Source organism: Cupriavidus sp. JZ107, from assembly GCF_053903255.1.
This window is the reverse complement of sequence record NZ_CP096480.1, coordinates 1,990,483-2,008,938: the sequence shown is the minus strand read 5'-3', so window position 1 is coordinate 2,008,938 and position 18,456 is coordinate 1,990,483. Positions and strand designations below refer to the sequence as shown.

Below are 18,456 nucleotides of genomic sequence, written 5' to 3'. Positions count from 1 at the left end.
GAACATGCTTGCCGTCGATCAGGCCGAAAGCCTGCGCCGCATGCTGGCGCCGCGCGCCACCCGCCGTATCGCCGTGTTCGCCTGCGAGCCGGGTGCCGGTGCGACCACGGTCGCGCTGGGCCTCGCGCATGCGCTGGCGCTGCAGGGCGAGCGCGTGCTGCTGGTCGATGAGGACCTGCCGCACGCGCGCGCGACGCGCCTTGCCGGTGCCGCGCCCTCGGGCACGCTGGCCCAGGTGCTCGCCGGCACCGTCGCGGCCGATGCCGCGGTCGGTCGCCGCGAAGCCGGCATGCCGGCGCTGCTGCCCGGCGATGCGACGGCGTGGGGCTCGCTGCAGGCGCTGCAGGACTTTCGCACCGTCGTTACCGACGCACGAGTCGGCGCCGATGGCGCGCTGTCACGCTTCGCCGGCGCCGCGCACAACCTGGTGGTGGTGATGCGGCCCGAGCGCGAATCGCTGACCGCCGCCTATGCCTGCATCAAGCGGCTGCATCATCGTTACGCCTGCCGGCAGTTCGAGCTGGTGGTCAACGGCGCCGCCAGCGAAGCGTCGGCGATGGCCATCGCCGGCAATCTGGCGCGCACCGCGGGCCAGTACCTGGGCGTGCAGGCGCGCTGCGCCGGCGTGCTGCCGGCCGACCCGCTGGTCGCGCGCGGCACGGCGCTGTCGCGCGGCGTGGTCGACGCCTTCCCGGGCGCGCCGGCCACCGCCATGCTGCGCCGACTTGCCGCCAGCATCGCTGGCTGGCCTCTTTCACCCGATCCCGAACCGATGCCCGCTGCGGGCCCTCCTGGCGCCTCGACCGTTGTCGCCAGCGCCGCGCCGCCCGCATCGGCGATGGCCTGCTAGCACTCGCGAGAATTCCACCATGTACACGATCCAGGGAAAGCTCGAACAGACCGACACCGTCCAGACCCATGCGCCGCTGGTCCGGCGCATCGCCCTGCAGCTGGCGGCGAAGCTGCCGGCCAGCGTGCAACTGGACGACCTGATCCAGGCCGGCATGATCGGCCTGCTCGATGCCGCCCGGCGCTACGAAGACACCCACGGCGCGCGCTTCGAGACCTATGCCAGCCAGCGTATCCGCGGCGCGATGCTCGACGAGGTACGCGCCAATGACTGGCAGTCCCGCAGCCTGCGCCAGTCGACGCGCCGGATCGAACGGACCGTGCGCGCGCTGGAGCAGAAGCTCGGCCGCACGCCGCTGGACTCGGAGGTCGCCGAAGAACTCGAGATGCCGCTGGACGAATACCAGAGCATGCTCAACGAGGTCTATGGCTGCCAGCTGCTGCACTACGAGGACTTCGAGCGCTCCGGCGAGGAGGACTTCCTCGATCGCCACCTGACCGTCAGCGAGGACGGCAATCCGCTGACGCTGCTGATGGAGAGCGGCATGCGCGGCGCGCTGATCCGCGCGATCGAACGGCTGCCCGAACGCGAGAAGCTGGTGCTGTCGCTGTGCTACGACCAGGAGCTGAACCTGCGCGAAATCGGCGCGGTGCTCGAGGTCACCGAATCGCGCGTTTGCCAGATCCGCAGCCAGGCGATCAACCGGCTGCGCAGCCAGTTGCGCGGGCTGCTGTGATGGCTGGCACGGCAGCTCGCATGTTCCGGTCGATCGCGGCGGTCGCCGCGGCGATGACGTCGACCGCCGTCGTCGCCTCGCCGCTGATGCATACGAACTTCGGTGCCGACTCGCGCCATGCGTGGACGGCCTCGGTGTCCGCACCGGCGCTGTACGGCCGCGGCGTGCGGGCCTTGTCGGCGCCTATCCTACCCAGCGGCTTTCTGACACAGGCCGAAGGGGTGATCACCGCGGTGCGCTGGCGTTACCGTTTTGCCCGTGTGCCACCGCCAAATCTGCAAGCCTATCTCTGTAATGCCAACCGCTGCGTGATGCTGCCGGGGCCCGAGGGCAAGACCGATGCCTTCCGCGGGGATGATGCCGACAAGGGTTTCGTCTTTGCGTTCCGCATTCCGGGACAGGGGCCGCTGAGCCCCGTGCTGCAAGGACAGGCCAGCCAGATCACGGTCAGCTATCGCTGAATGGCGGGCGCTGCCCAAGCGGCCAGGTGACCGCGAAGTCGCCGTCGTGACGACGTGATTTGCGGTGGACTTGCCGGCTCGGAGCGGGTGGCATTGAATGTGCTTGTTGCCAATGGAGAATTTGGCAGCGAGACATCGAAATGAGCCCCAACCGAACCAGCGGTAATCGCATCCGCCTGCTGGAGAACGGCGACGAATATTTCCCGCGCGTCTTTGCCGCGATCGCCGCCGCCCGGACCAGCGTGCTGCTGGAAACCTTCATCCTGTTCGACGACCGCGTCGGCGTGGCGCTGCGCGAGGCCTTGATTGCCGCGGCAAAACGCGGTGTCCATGTGGCGATCACGGTCGACGGCTACGGCTCGCCCGATCTGCCGCCGGAGTTCGTCGCCGGCATGGTCGCCGCGGGCGTGCGCTTCCACATCTTCGCGCCACGCCGGCGGCTGCTCGGCGTGCGGACCAATCTGTTCCGCCGGCTGCATCGCAAGCTGGTGGCGATCGACGGACGGATCGCCTTCATCGGCGGTATCAACTTCTCCGCGCAGCACCTGACCGACCATGGTCCGCAGGCCAAGCAGGACTATGCGGTCGAGGTGGAGGGACCGGTCGCCCACGAGGTGCATCGCTTCCTCGCGCAGACGCTGCCGCCGGGCGACGTCGAAGTGCCCGCGGTCCCGCCTCCGCCGCCGGCCGGCACCATGGCCGCGTGGCTGGTCACGCGGGACAACGACGCGCATCCGACCGATATCGAATGGGAGTACCTGCAGGCGATCCGCGCCGCGCGGCACCAGGTGGTGATCGCCAACGCCTACTTCCTGCCCGGCTATCGCGTGCTGCACGCGATCTGCGAGGCCGCGCAGCGCGGCGTCGACGTGCGGCTGATCCTGCAGGGCAACCCCGACATGCTGTGGGTCAAGCGGATGGCCGACATGCTGTACGCCCATCTTCAAGACGCCGGCGTGCGCATCTTCGAATATTGCGAGCGGCCGCTGCACGGCAAGGTCGCGGTGATCGACCGTGACTGGTCCACCGTCGGCTCCAGCAATCTCGACCCGCTGAGCCTGTCGCTGAATCTCGAAGCCAATCTGGTGATTCGCGACGCCGGCTTCGCCCGCGGCCTGCGCGAGAACCTCGACACGCTGATGGCCAATGCGTGCCGCGAGATCCCGCCGAATCGCCAGACGCGGCGCGCGCCGCTGCAGCTGGCGGCGACCACGCTGATGTTCCACTTCCTGCGCCGCTTCCCCGCATGGGCGGGCTGGCTGCCGGCCCACACGCCGAAGCTGGTGGTGGCCACCGCCGAGCCGTCGCGCCGGCCCTGGCGATTTCCGGTCCTGAAGCGGGACGCCGGTGGAGCGGAATAGTTGACGGTACAAAGGGATGACGCGGAAGGATGACGGCAATACGACGACGGCAAATCGACCACGACAACCAGATGACGGCACGACAGGCGACTGACCACCACACGAGAACACGGCGGCGCAGCCGCTGGGCGCAGGTGCGCCGCGTATTGGGCATCGTCTTCGTCGCGCTGGTGGTGGTGCTGGTGGTCAGGAAGCTTGCCGAGGTCGAATGGGCCGAAGTCTGGGTCACGCTGCAGGAATACGACTACCGCACGCTGACGCCGGCTGCGCTGCTGGTCGTGCTGAGCTATTTCTGGCATTCGGCGTTCGACCTGCTGGGCCGCTGGTATGCGCGGCATCGGCTGTCGTCGCCGCGCGTACTGGTGATCGCCTTCGTCAGCTATGCCTTCAATCTGAACCTGGGCGCGCTGGTCGGCGGGCTCGGCATTCGCTATCGGCTCTATTCCGGGGCGGGACTGTCGGGCGCGCAGATCGCGTCGGTCTATACGATCGGCGTGGTCAGCAACTGGATCGGCTATCTGGCGCTGCTCGGCGCGGTGCTGGCTGCCCGCACCGTGGTGCTGCCGCCCGAGTGGGGGCTCAATGCCACGCTGCTGCAGATCGCGGGGTTTGCGCTGCTGGCCGCGGTCGCCGCGTATCTGGTCGCGTGCGCCAGGGCGCGGCGGCGCCGCTGGACGGTACGCGGCCATGCCTTCCATCTGCCGCCGTTGCGGTTCGCGGTGATGCAGTGCGCGCTGTCGATAACCAACTGGCTGACCATCTCGGCCATCATCCAGACGCTGCTGCCATCGTCGGTGCCGCTGCTGGTGGTGCTGGGCGTGGTGCTGATCGGCAGCATCGCCGGCGCGGTCGCGCATATTCCGGCGGGCCTGGGCGTGCTCGAGACGGTATTCGTCGTGCTGCTGGGCGACCGCGTGCCGCACCACGCGCTGCTGGCCGCATTGCTGGCCTATCGGGCAATGTACTACCTGCTGCCGATGCTGCCGGCGGTGGTGGGATATTTCCTGCTGGAGGCGCGGGGAAGGCGCGCCAGCACGGTCGAGCCGACCGCGTGAAGGGTGGGGTTCGCCCCTCTCCCGCTTGCGGGAGAGGGGCGGGGGAGAGGGCAGCTTGCTATGTGGTGGCGCTTGCAACCACCTCCCTCTCCCCAACCCTCTCCCGCTGAGGAGGAGAGGGAGCACGCTTTCGGCGAGGGAAAACGAAGCGGGAAGAACCGGACGCCCCGGATATTCGCCCCTCTCCCGCTTGCGGGAGAGGGGTGGGGGAGAGGGCCGCGGGCGGCCGCTATGTGGCGGCGCTGCAACCACCTCTTCTCCCCAGAGAGAGAATCAGCCGCTGGCTAGGCTGACGCCGCGCGGACCGGCCTGTGCCCGGCCGTTGCGGCCGTAGACCGTGGCCGTGTCGCCGCGCTGGCGCAGCGTCTGCAGCGCGTCCTGTGTGTATTCCAGGTGCGCCGACACCACGGCCCCATTCAGCGTATTGGCCTCCGCCGCGCCGCGCGCGGTCAGTACCAGCGTGCGCCACGCGGCGGCGACGCCTTCGTCGATATGCAATCCCACCAGTTGCCGGCCGCTGCCGACGCGGATGCCGAGCGCGGCCATCTGCGCCTGGCGTGCGGTGCCGAGCTGCGCGATCTGTTGCGCCAGTTCCTGCTTGTTCTGCACCAGCTCGCCCAGCGACTGGAAGTCGCCGGCGCGAATCGCGGTCCGTTCCTGCTGCAGGGCATCGACGAAGGCCGCGATGGCTTGCGTTTCCCGCTGCATGCTGGCGATCAGGGCTTGGCTCATGGGCGCGAAGTCGAAGGAAATCGGTGGGGGTAGGGTCTACGGGTTCAGTGAGATCAGCCGGTTCAGCCTGATCAGCGGCCGCCGTCCTGTGTCAGCTCGCGCAGCGTGGCCAGCAGACCGTCGGCGATCTTGCTCGGGTCCATCTTCAGGCGCCCTTCGGCGATGGCCTGGCGGATCTCGTCCACCTTGGCTTGATCGATATCGCCGTCGGCCTCATGGGCCAGACGCGAACCGATATCGCGCACCTGGGTGCCGAGGGGGCTCATGGTCAGGCCGCTCGCGGACAGTGCGGCGCCCGGCACGGGGCTAGACGCGGTGCGTCCAGTGCTTTCAGCGGCACCTTCGCCGGTGCGCGGCAGGGTCGATTGGTGGATCTTCACGGGATGTCCTTGCTGGGTTTGCTCAGCTTAACGGCGGGGCGTGGCCAAACTTTAGGACGCGAATTGTGACACGCTGTAACGACGTTGTGGCGACGGCTGGGGCTGCGGGTGGGGCTATGGCTGGGCTATGGCGGCGGCTATTGCTGCAGCACCACCGTGTCGGCGTCCCGCACCAGCCCATTGACCACCTGCCCGCTCTTGAGCCGGACCTGGACGGTGTTGCCAGGGGCGGCGTCCGCCAGGATCTTTCCCTCGCTGCGGATCTGGAAGGCCTCGCCTTCGATGGTCACGGCGACCATCTGCCCCTGCTTGACCGCGATCGCCTTCCGGACCATGTCCATCCGCAGCGGCGAGCCGGCCGCGATCCGGTTGGCCGTGACCGCGCCCTCGAGCTGCGCCGGGTCCGTGACGACGGCGCGCGGCAGCCCGGCAAGATCGCCTTCGCGCCGTTCCAGATCGGCCGGGCCGATCGGCTGGCCCGGCGCCAGCGCATGCGCGGCGACATAGTAATCAGCCACCACCGAGACGCGTGCCTGCACGTAGCGTGTCCATGGCCGCTCTCCGCCGCAGCGCACGCCAACCGAAACCCGGCCCCAGGCCGCCGCGCCGCCCGGCAGGAACGGCTGCGGCGCCACGCATTCGCGCGCGCGCCCGCCCGACGGTGGCACCACCTGGATGCTGGCCTTGCCCGGCAGCCCGGCGGTCTCGCGCAGCAGGAACTGTTCGACCGCGACGCGCACCGGATCGTCGGTGAACGGCGACGGCTGCGCAGCCTGGGACGGCGAGGCGGATGTCGTGACGGGTGTCGTGGCGGTGGCCGCCAGCGCGGCGGTGCATGGCAGCGCCGCGCAGAGCGCCAGCAAGGCGAGGCGGCGTGATGCCGATCGGTGCGTGCGAAACATGGCGTGATCCCGGCAGGCGAAACGGAAAGTCAAGAAACAAGGCGGCAGGCCGTACGCGGGCGCGCGCGGCAGGCGCGCGTGGAGGCGACAAGCGTCCGGCAACGAGACCTCATTGTAGGCAGCGGCCCGCGCGCCCTCCGCCCGAAATGCGCACGTTTCCCCGTCTTATTCATCCGATTGCACTGGCCAGCCGGCACCTAAGATGGCACCCGTAAAGAAGGCCGGGTCCGATCCCGGCCGCCCTCACGCCTTTGCCGACGCAGGGGCGCGTGGTTTCGTCACACGTTCCTCGATAGCGAGAGATAGCGAGATACGGACATGATCGACAGACTCGATGCGTCGTTCCGTTTCCAGCAGGAAGCGTTGAACTTGCGCAATCAGCGGCAATCGGTGATCGCCGCCAATATCGCCAATGCCGATACGCCGGGCTTCAAGGCCCGCGACTTCGACTTTGCCAGCCAGCTGTCCGAATCGGTCGAGCGGGGGCGGCAGGCCAACGGCGTGTCGCTGTCGACCACGTCGACGCGCCATCTGCCGGGGCAGGCCTCGGTCGCCAGCGAGTTCGAACTGGCGTACCGCATTCCGATGCAATCGAGCATCGACGGCAACACCGTCGAGATGGACACCGAGCGGGTGGCGTTCGCCGACAACTCGGTCAAGTACGAGTTCGGCCTGACGGTGATGAACGCGAAGATCAAGGGCATGTTGTCCGCCATCCAGTCGTGAGGAAGCCATGCCCGCAATGAATATCTTCGACGTGACCGGTTCGGCGATGGCCGCCCAGTCGCAGCGCATGAACGTCACGGCCTCGAACCTGGCCAACGCGGACAGCGCGGTGGCGCCCAACGGCCAGCCGTACCGCGCCAAGCAGGTCGTGTTCGGCCTCGCGCCGACGCCCGGCCAGGCCGATATCGGCGGCGTGCAGGTGCGCGGCGTGATGGAAGACCCGTCGCCGCCGCGCATGGTGCACAACCCCACCCATCCGCTGGCCAACGCCGACGGCTACGTGGTGATGCCCAACGTCAATCCGGTGGAGGAGATGGTCAACATGATCTCGGCGTCGCGGTCCTACCAGGCCAACGTCGAGGTGTTGAACTCCGCCAAGAACATGATGCTCAAGACGCTGACCATCGGTCAGTGATTCCGCCATTTCAACGGGACCAACCGGACCAACGGGACCAACGATGACCACCACGCCACCCGTCAGCAACAACAGCAACAGCGCCGCCAACCAGCTGGCCAACAGCGCGTCCAGCGCCGCGGATCTGCAGAACAACTTCCTGAAGATGCTCGTCACGCAGATGAACAACCAGGATCCGCTCAAGCCGATGGACAACGCGCAGCTGACTTCGCAGCTCGCGCAGATCAGCACGGTCAGCGGCATGCAGACGATGAACGCGACGCTGGCCCAGCTGCTGAACCAGGTCAGCGCCAGCCGCGCGATGGATTCGGCCGCGCTGATCGGCCGCACGGTGATGGTGCCGGGCAAGGAAGTCGCCGTCTCGGGCGGCAAGCCGAGCCAGTTCGGCATCGATTTGCCGGCCACCGCCGACGCGGTCACCGTCGACGTGCTGGACAAGGACGGCAACGTGGTGCGCACCATCGACCTGAAGGGCCAGACCGCCGGCGTGCACGACGTGAGCTGGGACGGCAAGAACAACGCCGGCGGCGTCGTGCCGGACGGCGAATACACGTTCAAGGTCAGCGCGACCGCGGACGGCAAGAGCGTGCAGCCGGTGGCGCTGGTCTACGGCAAGGTGCAGGCCATCAGCGGCGATGCCAATGGCGTGCTGGTCGATATCGGCGGCGGTCATACCGCGCTGGTCGACGACGTTCGCAAGATCCTTTAATCCGAATCATCGGCATTCAACAGAACGCCAGCGCGGCGGTGCCACCGGCGCCGGCGCGGGCAAATTCGTACGACGCGTAACAAGGGGAAATCATGGGTTTCGGTCAAGGAGTCAGCGGCATCAATGCCGCGGCACAGAATCTGGACGTGATCGGCAACAACATCGCCAACGCGAACACCGTCGGCTTCAAGCAATCGACCGCACAGTTCGCCGACGTCTACGCCGGCTCGAAGGTCGGCCTGGGCACGCGCGTGAACTCGGTGGTGCAGTCGTTCACGCAGGGCAATATCGAGGCGAGCGGACGCTCGCTGGACGTGGCGATCACCGGCGGCAATGGCTTCTTCCGCATGGTGGGCGCCGACGGTTCCGTCTTCTTCTCGCGCAACGGCCAGTTCCTGCGCACCGACGACGGCCGCATCACCAACGCGCAGGGCCTGCAGCTGACCGGCTATCCGGCCGGCGTGCAGCCGGGCGGCGGCGTGCAGCCGCAACCGCTGGTGGTGTCCAGCGCCCAGATGGCGCCGAAGGCCACCGACCGCATCACCGCGCAATACAACCTGGACTCGCGCGGCACCGCGCCGACCGTGCCGTTCACGACCTCGGCCGGCAACCCGCCCGCCGCCGCGATGTTCAACTACAGCAGCACCATCGAGGTGTTCGATTCGCTGGGCAACGCGCAGCAGGTCACGGCCTACTTCCGCAAGGGCGCAACCGACGCGACGGGCACCGACTGGGAGGTCTACGTGACCGACGCCACCGGCGCGCAGCTGTCGGGTCCGAACGCGATGCGCTTCGATCTGAACGGTGCGCTGGTCACGCCGGCGCCGGGCGCGACGATTCCGGTCAACGTGCCGGCCGCCGGTGGAGCCGCCGCGATGAACATCCAGCTGGACCTGGCCGGCACGACCCAGTTCGGCGACGACAACGATCCGAAGTCGATCGTGCAGAACGGCTATACGTCGGGCTCGCTGCTGGGCTTCTCGATCGAAGCGGACGGCACCATCCTGGGCAGCTATTCGAACGAGCAGACCCAGTCGCTGGGCCAGGTCGTGATGGCCTCGTTCGGCAACGTCGAAGGGCTCAAGCCCGAGGGCGACAACGTCTGGAGCGCCACCGGCGCCTCGGGCCAGCCGCTGCTCGGCTCGCCGGGCGGCAGCATGGGCCAGCTGCAGTCGAACGCGGTGGAAGCGTCGAACGTCGACCTGTCGGGCCAGCTTGTCAACCTGATCATTGCCCAGCGCAACTACCAGGCCAACGCGCAGACCATCCAGGCGCAGGACCAGGTGCTGCAGACGCTGGTCAACATCTGATCGGCACGTCAGCGGTAACCGCAAGCATTGGATAGGAATCGCAGATGGATCGCCTGATCTACACCGCCCTGTCGGGCGCCAAGCAGACGCTGGACCAGCAGGCCGCGGTGGCCAACAACCTGGCCAACGTGTCGACCACGGGCTTTCGCGCGCAGGTCAACATGTTCCGCGCGGTGCCAGTGGTCGGGCAGGAGACGCCCACCCGCGCCTTCACGCTGGCCAGCACGCCGGGCGCCGACATGAAGGCCGGCCCGCTGACCTATACCGAGCGTCCGCTCGATATCGCGATCAAGGGCAATGGCTGGCTGGCGGTGCAGGGGCGCGACGGCGCGGAAGGCTATACCCGTGCTGGCTCGCTGCAGGTGGGCCCGGACGGCCAGCTGCTGACCTCGAACGGCCTGCAGGTGCTCGGCGACGGCGGCCCGATCGCGGTGCCGCCCGGCTCCACGGTGACGATCGGCAACGACGGCACCATCACCGCGCGCGGCCCTGGCGAGACCGCCAATGGCCTCGCGCAGGTGGGCCGGCTGCGGCTGGTCAATCCGCCGCCCGATGCGATCGCACGCGGCGACGACGGCCTGTTCCGGCTGCGGCCGGGCGCTGCGCCGCTGGAGACCGACCAGACCGTCCGCGTGATCGCCGGCGCGCTCGAAGGCAGCAACGTCAATCCGGTCGAGGCGATGGTCGACATGATCGCCAACGCGCGCCGCTTCGAGATGCAGATCAAGATGATCCAGGGCGCCGACGCCAACGAGCAGCGTGCCAACGCGCTGCTGTCGAACCGTTAAGCGCCGACGCCAAGCACCCACCAATGAATCGACAGGGCACGCCGGCGCGCGTGCCCGCCACCGAAGGAACACCATGAACCGCTCTCTCTGGATTGCGAAGACCGGCCTCGATGCGCAGCAGACGCAGATGGACGTGATCTCGAACAACCTGGCCAACGTGTCGACCACGGGCTTCAAGCGCAGCCGCGCGGTGTTCGAGGAATTGATGTATCAGACGATCCGCCAGCCCGGCGCGCTGTCGTCCGACCAGACCACGCTGCCGTCGGGCCTGCAGCTCGGTACCGGCGTGCGTCCGGTCGCCACCGAGCGCATCCACACGCAGGGCAATCCGCAGCAGACCGGCAATGCCAAGGACGTGGCCATCATCGGCCAGGGCTTCTTCCAGGTCACGTTGCCGGACGGCACCACCGCGTACACCCGCGACGGCTCGTTCCAGGTCGATCAGAATGGGCAGCTGGTGACCGCCAGCGGCTTCGTGATCGAACCGGCCATCGCCATCCCGGCCAACTCGACCTCGCTGACGATCGCGCGCGACGGCACCGTGTCGGTCACGCAGCCGGGCAATGCCAACAACGTGCAGGTCGGCCAGCTGCAACTGGCCACCTTCATGAACCCGACCGGCCTGGAAAGCCTGGGCGAGAACCTGTACGTGCAGACCGACGCGTCGGGCGCACCGAACCCGACCGTCCCCGGCCTGAACGGCGCCGGCATCCTGCAGCAGAACTACGTCGAAGCGTCGAACGTCAATGTGGTCGAGGAGCTGGTCAGCATGATCCAGACCCAGCGCGCCTACGAAATCAACAGCAAGGCCGTACAGACGTCCGACCAGATGCTGCAACGCCTGACTCAGCTGGGTTGAACATGAACGCCATGCTGTTCCGTCTGGGCCGGTCGGCCTGCCGTCTGGCCTGCATTCTGGGGCCGCTGCTGGCCACCGGCTGCGCGCTGATGCCGCGCGAGCCGCTGGTGCAGATGCCGACCACGGCCCGGGCCGAGCAGCGGCCGATGATCGCGCCGACCGGCTCGATCTATCAGAACTCCTACGCCGGCAACCCGCTGTTCGAGGATCGCCGCCCGCGCAACGTCGGCGACATCCTGACCATCGTGATCAGCGAGAACGTCAACGCGTCGAAGAACTCGGGCACCAACGCCTCGCGCACCAGCAATGCGGCGCTGGCCTTCGACGCGGTGCCGCGCGCGCTCGGCGGCCTGTTCGGCGCCAGCCAGAACGCCAACATGAGCGGCGAGAACGGGATTCGCTCCAGCGGCGGTTCCAGCGCGGCCAATACGTTCAACGGCACCATCACGGTCACCGTGATCGAAGTGCTGGCCAACGGCAACCTGGTGGTGTCCGGCGAGAAGCAGATGGCCATCAACCAGGGCGCGGAATTCATCCGTTTCTCGGGCGTGGTCAATCCGCGCACGATCACCGGCGACAACGCGGTGCCGTCGACCCAGGTGGCCGACGCGCGCATCGAATACACCGCCAAGGGCTATATCGACGAAGCGCAGAACATGGGTTGGCTGCAGCGCTTCTTCCTCAACGTTTCACCGTTCTGATTCGCGTCATGTCTTTGCGCTTGGCTGATTGCCTCCGCGGTTGCCGCCGCCCTAGCCGATCCGGCGTCTCCACGCCGGGCCTCCTGCCGCTGCTCGCGCTCGCCCTGGTGCTGGCGCTTGGCGTGCTGCTGCCCGCGGGCCCCGCCCATGCCGAACGCCTGAAGAACCTGGCGACCATCCAGGGCGTGCGCGACAACCCGCTGGTCGGCTACGGCCTGGTGGTCGGTCTGGACAACACCGGCGACCAGACCATGCAGACGCCGTTCACGACGCAGAGTCTGACCAACATGCTGTCGCAGCTGGGCATCACGCTGCCGGCCGGCCGCAACATGCAGCTGAAGAACGTGGCCGCGGTGATGGTCACCGCGACGCTGCCGCCGTTCGCGCAGCCGGGCAGCCAGCTCGACGTGGTGGTGTCGTCGATGGGCAATGCCAAGAGCCTGCGCGGCGGCACGCTCTTGATGACGCCGCTCAAGGGCGCTGACGGCCAGGTCTATGCGATCGCGCAGGGCAACCTGCTGGTCGGCGGCGCCGGTGCCTCCGCCAACGGCAGCAAGGTACAGATCAACCAGCTGGCGGTCGGCCGCATCGCCAACGGAGCCATCGTCGAACGCGCGGTGCCGGCGTTCCAGGCGGACAACGGCATGCTGACGCTGGAGCTCAAGAGCTCCGACTATGGCACCGCCGAGCGCGTGGTCGAGGCGATCAACCGCAATCTGGGCGGCGGCGTGGCCAGCGCGCTCGACGCGCGCGTGGTTCAGGTGCGCGTGCCGCAGGCCTCGTCGCAGCGCGTGGCGATGCTCGCGCGCATCGAGAACATCGACGTGACGCCGGCCCGCGCCGCGGCCAAGGTCATCCTGAACGCCCGCACCGGCTCGATCGTGATGAACCAGGACGTCACCGTGCAGGACTGCGCGATCGCGCACGGCAACCTGTCGGTCGTCATCAATACCCAGCCGGTGATCAGCCAGCCGGCGCCGTTCAGCGGCGGCGAAACGGTGGTCGCGCCGGTGTCGGAGATCAACCTGAAGCGCGACGGCGGCTCGCTGCAGCTGGTCCGCGCCGGCGCCTCGCTGTCGGCGGTGGTCCGTGGCCTGAACTCGCTGGGCGCGACGCCGGCCGATCTGCAGACCATCCTGGAAGCGATGCGCGCGGCGGGCGCGCTGCGCGCCGAGCTCGAAATCATCTGATCGCGACGGGCCATCGCATGAGCCAACCGATCCACGCTCAAGCCGATCTGTCGCAGCGCTTCGCGCTCGACACGCAGGGATTCGAAGCGCTGAAGCAGGGCGCGCGCGACGGCAGCGCCGACACGCTGAAAGCCGCCGCCAAACAGTTCGAGGCCGTCTTCACGCAGATGGTGCTCAAGAGCATGCGCGAAGCGACGCCGCAGGACGGGCTGTTCGACAACGAGCAGACCAAACTCTATATGTCGATGCTGGACCAGCAGCTGGCCCAGCATCTGTCGTCGAAGGGCATTGGCCTGGCCGAGGTGATGGCGCGCCAGCTGGCGCGTGCCAGCGGCCAGCCGCTGCCGCCGGAGGCCGCCGCCGCCAGCCGCATGGACGATGTGGCGGGCTCCCTCGGTCCGCTGCTGGACGGACGCACCACCGCAGCGGCCGGGGCCGACGAGGAACAGGTGCCGCGCGCCGGCACCGTGGTGCCGGGCGCCAACTGGAACCCGACCGCGGGCCTGCGCCAGTACCAGGCGCAACAGAGCGGCCAGTGGCAGGGCGGCGCCGCCATGTCCGAAGACACGCCGTCCCATATCAGCGCCTTCGTCAGCCGCATGGCCGGCCCGGCCGTGGCCGCCTCGCGCGCCAGCGGCGTGCCGGCACGGTTGATCCTGGGCCAGGCCGCGCTCGAGTCGGGCTGGGGCCGCCGCGAAATCACCCATGCGGACGGCAGCACTACCCACAACCTGTTCGGCATCAAGGCTGGCGCCAACTGGAAGGGCCCGGTCGCCGAGATCACCACCACCGAATACGTCGACGGCCAGCCGCAGAAGATCAAGGCGAAGTTCCGCGCCTACGGCTCGTACGAGGAAGCCTTCTCCGACTACGCACGGCTGCTGACCAACAACCCGCGCTATGCCGGCGTGGTATCGGCGGGCTCGGCCGAGGAAGCCGCCCACGGCCTGCAGCGCGCCGGTTATGCGACCGATCCCGAGTATGGAGCGAAGCTGGTCAGGATCATGCGCAAGGTGCCGGTCTAAGGACCGGCTTTGCGATCCAGAACACCGCCGGTTTTCTCCCTCTCCCGCTTGCCGGAGAGGGGCGGGGGAGAGGGCATTTGGCGTTTCGCACGCCACCGCCGCCCGAAACGACCCGCAACCCTAAAGTCCGCCGCCCAATCTGCCGTTACCACCCTCATCCACCGCCACGGTCGCGACTGCATCGCGCGGCCAGGGCGACCAACAGAATCCGGGGCTAGTGCATGTCTCTCTTCAATATCGGCTTGTCCGGCCTGAATACGGCACAGAACGCGCTGACGACCATCGGCCATAACGTCAGCAACGCGGCGACCGCCGGCTACACGCGCCAGAACACCATCATCGCGTCGTCGGGCGGCCAGTACACCAGCCAGGGCTTCTTCGGCCAGGGCTCGACCACCACCACGGTGATGCGGGTCTACGACGAATTCCTGACCAGCCAGCTGCGCGCCGCCGAAACGTCGAGCGCGCACCTGTCGACGTACTCGGAACAGATCAAGCAGATCGACAGCCTGCTGGCCGACCAGAAGGGCGGCATCGCGCCGCTGATGCAGAAATTCTTCGCCGCGGTGCAGGGCGTGGCCGACAAGCCGGGCGACACCGCGGTCCGCCAGAATATGCTGAACGCCGCCCAGTCGCTGGCCGGCCAGCTGCGTTCCGCGGCGTCGTACTTCCAGAACCAGCAGGAAGGCATCAACAGCGAGATCCAGAGCTCGGTCACGCAGGTGAACGCCTTCGCCAAGGAGATCGCCTCGCTGAACAGCGAGATCGCCAAGGCCACCGCCGCCAGCGGCGGCCAGCCGCCCAACGATCTGCTGGACCAGCGCGACGAAATGGTCGCGCAGCTGAACAAGCTCGTCGGCGTCAAGGTGGTCGCGCAGGACGGCGGCAGCTACAACGTGTTCGTCGGCAACGGCCAGCCGCTGGTCGTCGGGGCCAACTCGTACGACCTGAAGGCCGTACAATCCGCGGCCGACCCGTCGCGGATGGGCATCGCCTATACGCTTCCGGACGGCACCGCGATCGAGATGGATGACGCGCTGTTCAGCGGCGGCAGCATCGGCGGCCTGATGCAGTTCCGCAGCGAGACCCTCGACGCCGCGCAGAACGCGATCGGCCGACTGTCGCTGGCGATCGGCCAGACCTTCAACGCGCAGCACCGCCTGGGCATGGACCTGAAGGGCCAGATCGGCGGCGACATGTTCGCGATGGGCTCGCCGACGGTGATCGGCAACACGCGCAACAACGGCACCGGCACGGTAGCCGCCACGGTTGCCGATGCCACCGCGCTGACCACCAGCGACTACACGGTGACCTACGACGGTACCAGCTACAGCCTGGTGCGGATGTCCGACAACGAAGTGGTCGCCACCGGCGCCGGCCCCACCTTCACGGCCGACGGCCTGAGCATCACGGTCGGCGGCACCATGGCCGCGGGCGACACCTTCCAGATCCAGCCGACCCGCAATGTCGCTCGTTCGTTCGACCTCGCCATCACCGACCCCGCCAAGGTCGCCGCCGCCTCGCCGGTGCTCGCCGAGAGTAGCGCATCCAATGTCGGCTCCGGTACGGCCAAGGTCAGCAATGTCGCACAGGGCTTCAACGTGCCGCCGTCGAAGATCGTCGCGACCTACGACGGCACCGGCTATACCTTCACCGACGCCGCCGGCAATCCGGTGACGCCGGACGCCGGCCCGGTGCCCAACGGCAGCGCGGTCGACTATACGTTCGACGGCGTGACCGTCAGCTTCGGCGGCGCGCCGAAGGCCGGTGACAGCTTCACGATCGGCTCCAACGTCGGCGGCTCGTCCGACAACGGCAATGCGCTGGTGCTGGCCAAGCTGCAGACCACCAAGACCATCAACGGCGTGTCCAGCTTCAACGACGCCTATGCCGAACTGGTCAACGACATCGGCAGCCGTACCAAGTCGATCGATATCGCGTCGACCTCGCAGAACAGCATCACGACCCAGGTGCGTACCGCCCAGCAGTCGGTCTCCGGCGTCAACATGGACGAGGAAACCGTCAACCTGCTGCGCTTCCAGCAGCTCTATCAGGCCAGCGCGCAGGTGATCCAGACCGCCTCGTCGCTGTTCGACGCCATCATCAATATCCGCTGACGGGCCGCCCGCCTACCGAGACCAGGAAACCATCATGCGTGTCGCCACTTCCACGTTCTACCAGCTCGGCCTGTCCGCGATGAACGGCCAGCAGTCCTCGCTGCTGCACGTGCAGCAGCAGCTCGGCACCGGCCGGCGCGTGCTGAACCCGTCCGACGACCCGATTGCCGCCACGCGCGCACTCGGTGTGACGCAGTCGATTGGCGTCAACGAGCAATACGCCACCTCGCGTACCCAGGCCAACATCAGCCTGGCGCTCGAGGAAAAGACGCTGCAGAGCGTGATCACCACGATCCAGAACGTGCAGACGCTGATCGTCAACGGCGGCAACGGCACCATCAGCAACGCCGACCGCGCCTCGATCGCGTCCGAACTGCAGAGCAACTACGAGCAGCTGCTGGGACTGGCCAACGCCGACGACGGCAACGGCCAGTACCTGTTTGCCGGCTTCAAGTCGGGCACCCCGCCGTTCGCGGCCAATGGCGGCACCGTGCAATACGTCGGCGACACCGGCTCGCAACTGCTGCAGGTCGACGTCGCCCGCCAGATGGCCGCCGGCGACAACGGCCGCGATGTATTCCTCAGCGTCACCGGCTCGGCCGACTACGTGATGACCGAAGGCGGCGGCAACACCGGCACGGCGCTCTACGGCGCGCTGTCGGTCACCGACCCGAGCAACCCGCTGTACGGCCACGAATTCTCGATCGACTTCACCGTCGACGGCGCCGGCAATACCAGCTACACCGTCACCGACAACAGCGCCGTGCCGCCCACGGCCATCGTACCGTCGACGCCGTATGTCGCCGGCGACGCGATCCAGTTCGGCGGCGTGTCGTTTACCGTCAAGGGCGCGCCGGCCAACGGCGACTCGATGACGCTGGCCCCGGCCAAGCAGGCGGGCACCGACATCTTCGCGAACATCCAGGCCGCCATCGACGCGCTGAAGCAGCCGATCGTCACCGACGCCGACCGTGCGCGGCTCGATAACGCACTGTCGACCGCCAACCGCAAGATGTCCAACTCGCTCGACAACGTGCTGACCGTGCGCGCGTCGGTCGGCTCGCGGATGCAGGAACTCGATGCGCTCGACACCATCGGCGCCAACCGCGACCTGAACTACGAGCAGACGCTGTCGGGCCTGCAGGATCTGGACTACGCGTCGGCGATCGCCGAGTACTACCAGCGCCAGACCGCGCTCCAGGCGGCACAGCAGTCGTTCATGCAGATTCAGGGGATGAATCTGTTCAATTATCTGCGGTAAGCCTGGATAAGGCGGACAGGGCCGAGCGGCCTGCCTCGCCTCCTTACTGCGCCTTCGCTCCGGAGCGGCGGACCAGCTCGGCGCACTTGCCGGTCTCTTGCTGGATGAAACGGGCGAAATTCTCCGGTGTGGAGGCGAGCGGCCGCAGCGCCATCGTGGCATTGGTGCGCTCCATTTCCGGGGTCTTCAGTGCCTGTGCGATGTCCGCATTCAGGCGCTCGATCACCGGGGCCGGCGTTCCCGCAGGTGCCACGATGCCTCCCCATGCCACGGCTTCGAAACCGGGGAAGCCAGGTCGTCGCCACTGCCGGGCAGGCGCTGCGGATAGCGGATATCGAGCGGCGCGCATAACGGCAGGCACGCGACGATGGCTCGTGGCGGGATGCCAAATTCGACCAGCCGGGAACGCTGCAAGGCGGCGAGCATCGTCAGATGGCCGCCGGCCGACTGGCCCCCGATGGCGATCCGTTCCGGGTTCCCACCATGCCTGGCGATGTTCCGATATACCCGTGCCAAGGCGCCAAGGCAATCGCCGAGCATCGCATCCCACTTGTGTTCGGGGGGCCAGGCGATACGAGACAGACACCAGCACGATCCCCGCAGCGGTCAGCGCCGGCGCCATCAGGCCCATCGATTCCTTGTATCCGTTCGTCCATGCCCCGCCATGGGCAAACACCAGTACCGGTGCGCCTTCCGCATTGGGCGACTTCGCGGGTAGACGTCGACCGTCTGGTAAGGGTCGGGGCCATATGCCGGAGCGGCGATGCGCGTGCACTGGCCGAGGGCCGCTGCCGAGTGCTCGAGGGCTCTGCGGGCGTAGTCCTCCGCCTCGGCGGGAAAGATTGGCCGCTGCGGTGGAAGATCGGCAAAGGACATCG

Annotated in this window: 21 protein-coding genes; 16 read left to right on the top strand and 5 right to left on the bottom strand. The window is 67.8% G+C overall.

What is annotated here, in order from left to right:
- The first annotated feature begins 4 nt into the window (after window positions 1–4).
- From M1D55_RS08680 to M1D55_RS08660, 5 genes are all read left to right on the top strand, one after another.
- Entirely contained in the window at window positions 5–850 is an 846-nt protein-coding gene (locus M1D55_RS08680; RefSeq protein ID WP_456280668.1) for a MinD/ParA family ATP-binding protein, read from the top strand.
- A 19-nt stretch (window positions 851–869) separates the two neighbouring features.
- Window positions 870–1,586: an RNA polymerase sigma factor FliA gene (locus tag M1D55_RS08675; RefSeq protein WP_053824398.1), complete on the top strand. Its 717-nt coding sequence runs from the start codon at window positions 870–872 to the stop codon at window positions 1,584–1,586.
- A gap of 20 nt (window positions 1,587–1,606) precedes the next feature.
- A complete protein-coding gene (locus tag M1D55_RS08670; RefSeq protein WP_456280667.1) occupies window positions 1,607–2,047 on the top strand; it encodes a flagellar protein FlhE in 441 nt (146 codons plus the stop codon).
- Window positions 2,048–2,187: 140 nt separating this feature from the next.
- Window positions 2,188–3,408, top strand: a complete 1,221-nt coding sequence (gene clsB, locus M1D55_RS08665) for a cardiolipin synthase ClsB (protein ID WP_456280666.1) — start codon at window positions 2,188–2,190, stop codon at window positions 3,406–3,408.
- Between the two features lie 71 nt (window positions 3,409–3,479).
- Entirely contained in the window at window positions 3,480–4,463 is a 984-nt protein-coding gene (locus M1D55_RS08660; RefSeq protein WP_064576194.1) for a lysylphosphatidylglycerol synthase domain-containing protein, read from the top strand.
- A gap of 273 nt (window positions 4,464–4,736) precedes the next feature.
- On the opposite strand, the gene M1D55_RS08655 is transcribed toward M1D55_RS08660, so the two are convergent.
- From M1D55_RS08655 to flgA, 3 genes are all read right to left on the bottom strand, one after another.
- Window positions 4,737–5,195, bottom strand: coding sequence for a flagella synthesis protein FlgN (locus tag M1D55_RS08655; RefSeq protein WP_006579137.1), 459 nt, complete (start codon window positions 5,193–5,195; stop codon window positions 4,737–4,739).
- 71 nt (window positions 5,196–5,266) lie between these two features.
- A complete protein-coding gene (gene flgM, locus M1D55_RS08650; RefSeq protein WP_456280665.1) occupies window positions 5,267–5,575 on the bottom strand; it encodes a flagellar biosynthesis anti-sigma factor FlgM in 309 nt (102 codons plus the stop codon).
- Between the two features lie 137 nt (window positions 5,576–5,712).
- A complete protein-coding gene (gene flgA / locus M1D55_RS08645; protein ID WP_232204330.1) occupies window positions 5,713–6,477 on the bottom strand; it encodes a flagellar basal body P-ring formation chaperone FlgA in 765 nt (254 codons plus the stop codon).
- A gap of 318 nt (window positions 6,478–6,795) precedes the next feature.
- Here flgA and flgB point away from each other — a divergent pair, with 318 nt between their 5' ends.
- From flgB to flgL, 11 genes are all read left to right on the top strand, one after another.
- Window positions 6,796–7,203: a flagellar basal body rod protein FlgB gene (gene flgB, locus M1D55_RS08640; RefSeq protein ID WP_006579134.1), complete on the top strand. Its 408-nt coding sequence runs from the start codon at window positions 6,796–6,798 to the stop codon at window positions 7,201–7,203.
- Between the two features lie 7 nt (window positions 7,204–7,210).
- Complete coding sequence (gene flgC, locus M1D55_RS08635) at window positions 7,211–7,618, top strand: flagellar basal body rod protein FlgC (protein ID WP_006579133.1); 408 nt, start codon at window positions 7,211–7,213, stop codon at window positions 7,616–7,618.
- A gap of 43 nt (window positions 7,619–7,661) precedes the next feature.
- Complete coding sequence (flgD, locus tag M1D55_RS08630) at window positions 7,662–8,327, top strand: flagellar hook assembly protein FlgD (protein ID WP_006579132.1); 666 nt, start codon at window positions 7,662–7,664, stop codon at window positions 8,325–8,327.
- A 92-nt stretch (window positions 8,328–8,419) separates the two neighbouring features.
- Complete coding sequence (gene flgE / locus M1D55_RS08625; RefSeq protein WP_232204331.1) at window positions 8,420–9,637, top strand: flagellar hook protein FlgE; 1,218 nt, start codon at window positions 8,420–8,422, stop codon at window positions 9,635–9,637.
- A 44-nt stretch (window positions 9,638–9,681) separates the two neighbouring features.
- Complete coding sequence (gene flgF / locus M1D55_RS08620) at window positions 9,682–10,425, top strand: flagellar basal-body rod protein FlgF (RefSeq protein WP_006579130.1); 744 nt, start codon at window positions 9,682–9,684, stop codon at window positions 10,423–10,425.
- 73 nt (window positions 10,426–10,498) lie between these two features.
- Window positions 10,499–11,284 (top strand): flagellar basal-body rod protein FlgG, encoded by a 786-nt coding sequence (gene flgG, locus M1D55_RS08615; RefSeq protein WP_023264122.1) that lies wholly within the window; start codon window positions 10,499–10,501, stop codon window positions 11,282–11,284.
- An 11-nt stretch (window positions 11,285–11,295) separates the two neighbouring features.
- Window positions 11,296–11,985, top strand: coding sequence for a flagellar basal body L-ring protein FlgH (flgH, locus tag M1D55_RS08610; protein WP_052511343.1), 690 nt, complete (start codon window positions 11,296–11,298; stop codon window positions 11,983–11,985).
- Window positions 11,986–11,993: 8 nt separating this feature from the next.
- Window positions 11,994–13,175: a flagellar basal body P-ring protein FlgI gene (locus M1D55_RS08605; RefSeq protein ID WP_456280664.1), complete on the top strand. Its 1,182-nt coding sequence runs from the start codon at window positions 11,994–11,996 to the stop codon at window positions 13,173–13,175.
- 17 nt (window positions 13,176–13,192) lie between these two features.
- On the top strand, window positions 13,193–14,200 hold the full coding sequence (gene flgJ, locus M1D55_RS08600) for a flagellar assembly peptidoglycan hydrolase FlgJ (RefSeq protein ID WP_456280663.1): 1,008 nt from the start codon (window positions 13,193–13,195) through the stop codon (window positions 14,198–14,200).
- 221 nt (window positions 14,201–14,421) lie between these two features.
- Entirely contained in the window at window positions 14,422–16,317 is a 1,896-nt protein-coding gene (gene flgK / locus M1D55_RS08595; RefSeq protein ID WP_456280662.1) for a flagellar hook-associated protein FlgK, read from the top strand.
- A 34-nt stretch (window positions 16,318–16,351) separates the two neighbouring features.
- Window positions 16,352–17,578: a flagellar hook-associated protein FlgL gene (flgL, locus tag M1D55_RS08590; RefSeq protein WP_456280661.1), complete on the top strand. Its 1,227-nt coding sequence runs from the start codon at window positions 16,352–16,354 to the stop codon at window positions 17,576–17,578.
- A gap of 43 nt (window positions 17,579–17,621) precedes the next feature.
- Here the strand turns inward: flgL and M1D55_RS08585 are convergent, their stop codons facing one another.
- Both M1D55_RS08585 and M1D55_RS08580 read right to left on the bottom strand, forming a co-directional pair.
- Window positions 17,622–17,831, bottom strand: coding sequence for a hypothetical protein (locus M1D55_RS08585; protein ID WP_456280660.1), 210 nt, complete (start codon window positions 17,829–17,831; stop codon window positions 17,622–17,624).
- Complete coding sequence (locus M1D55_RS08580; protein ID WP_456280659.1) at window positions 17,801–18,118, bottom strand: alpha/beta hydrolase; 318 nt, start codon at window positions 18,116–18,118, stop codon at window positions 17,801–17,803. The genes M1D55_RS08585 and M1D55_RS08580 overlap by 31 nt, the downstream gene beginning before the upstream one ends.
- Between the last annotated feature and the right edge of the window lie 338 nt (window positions 18,119–18,456).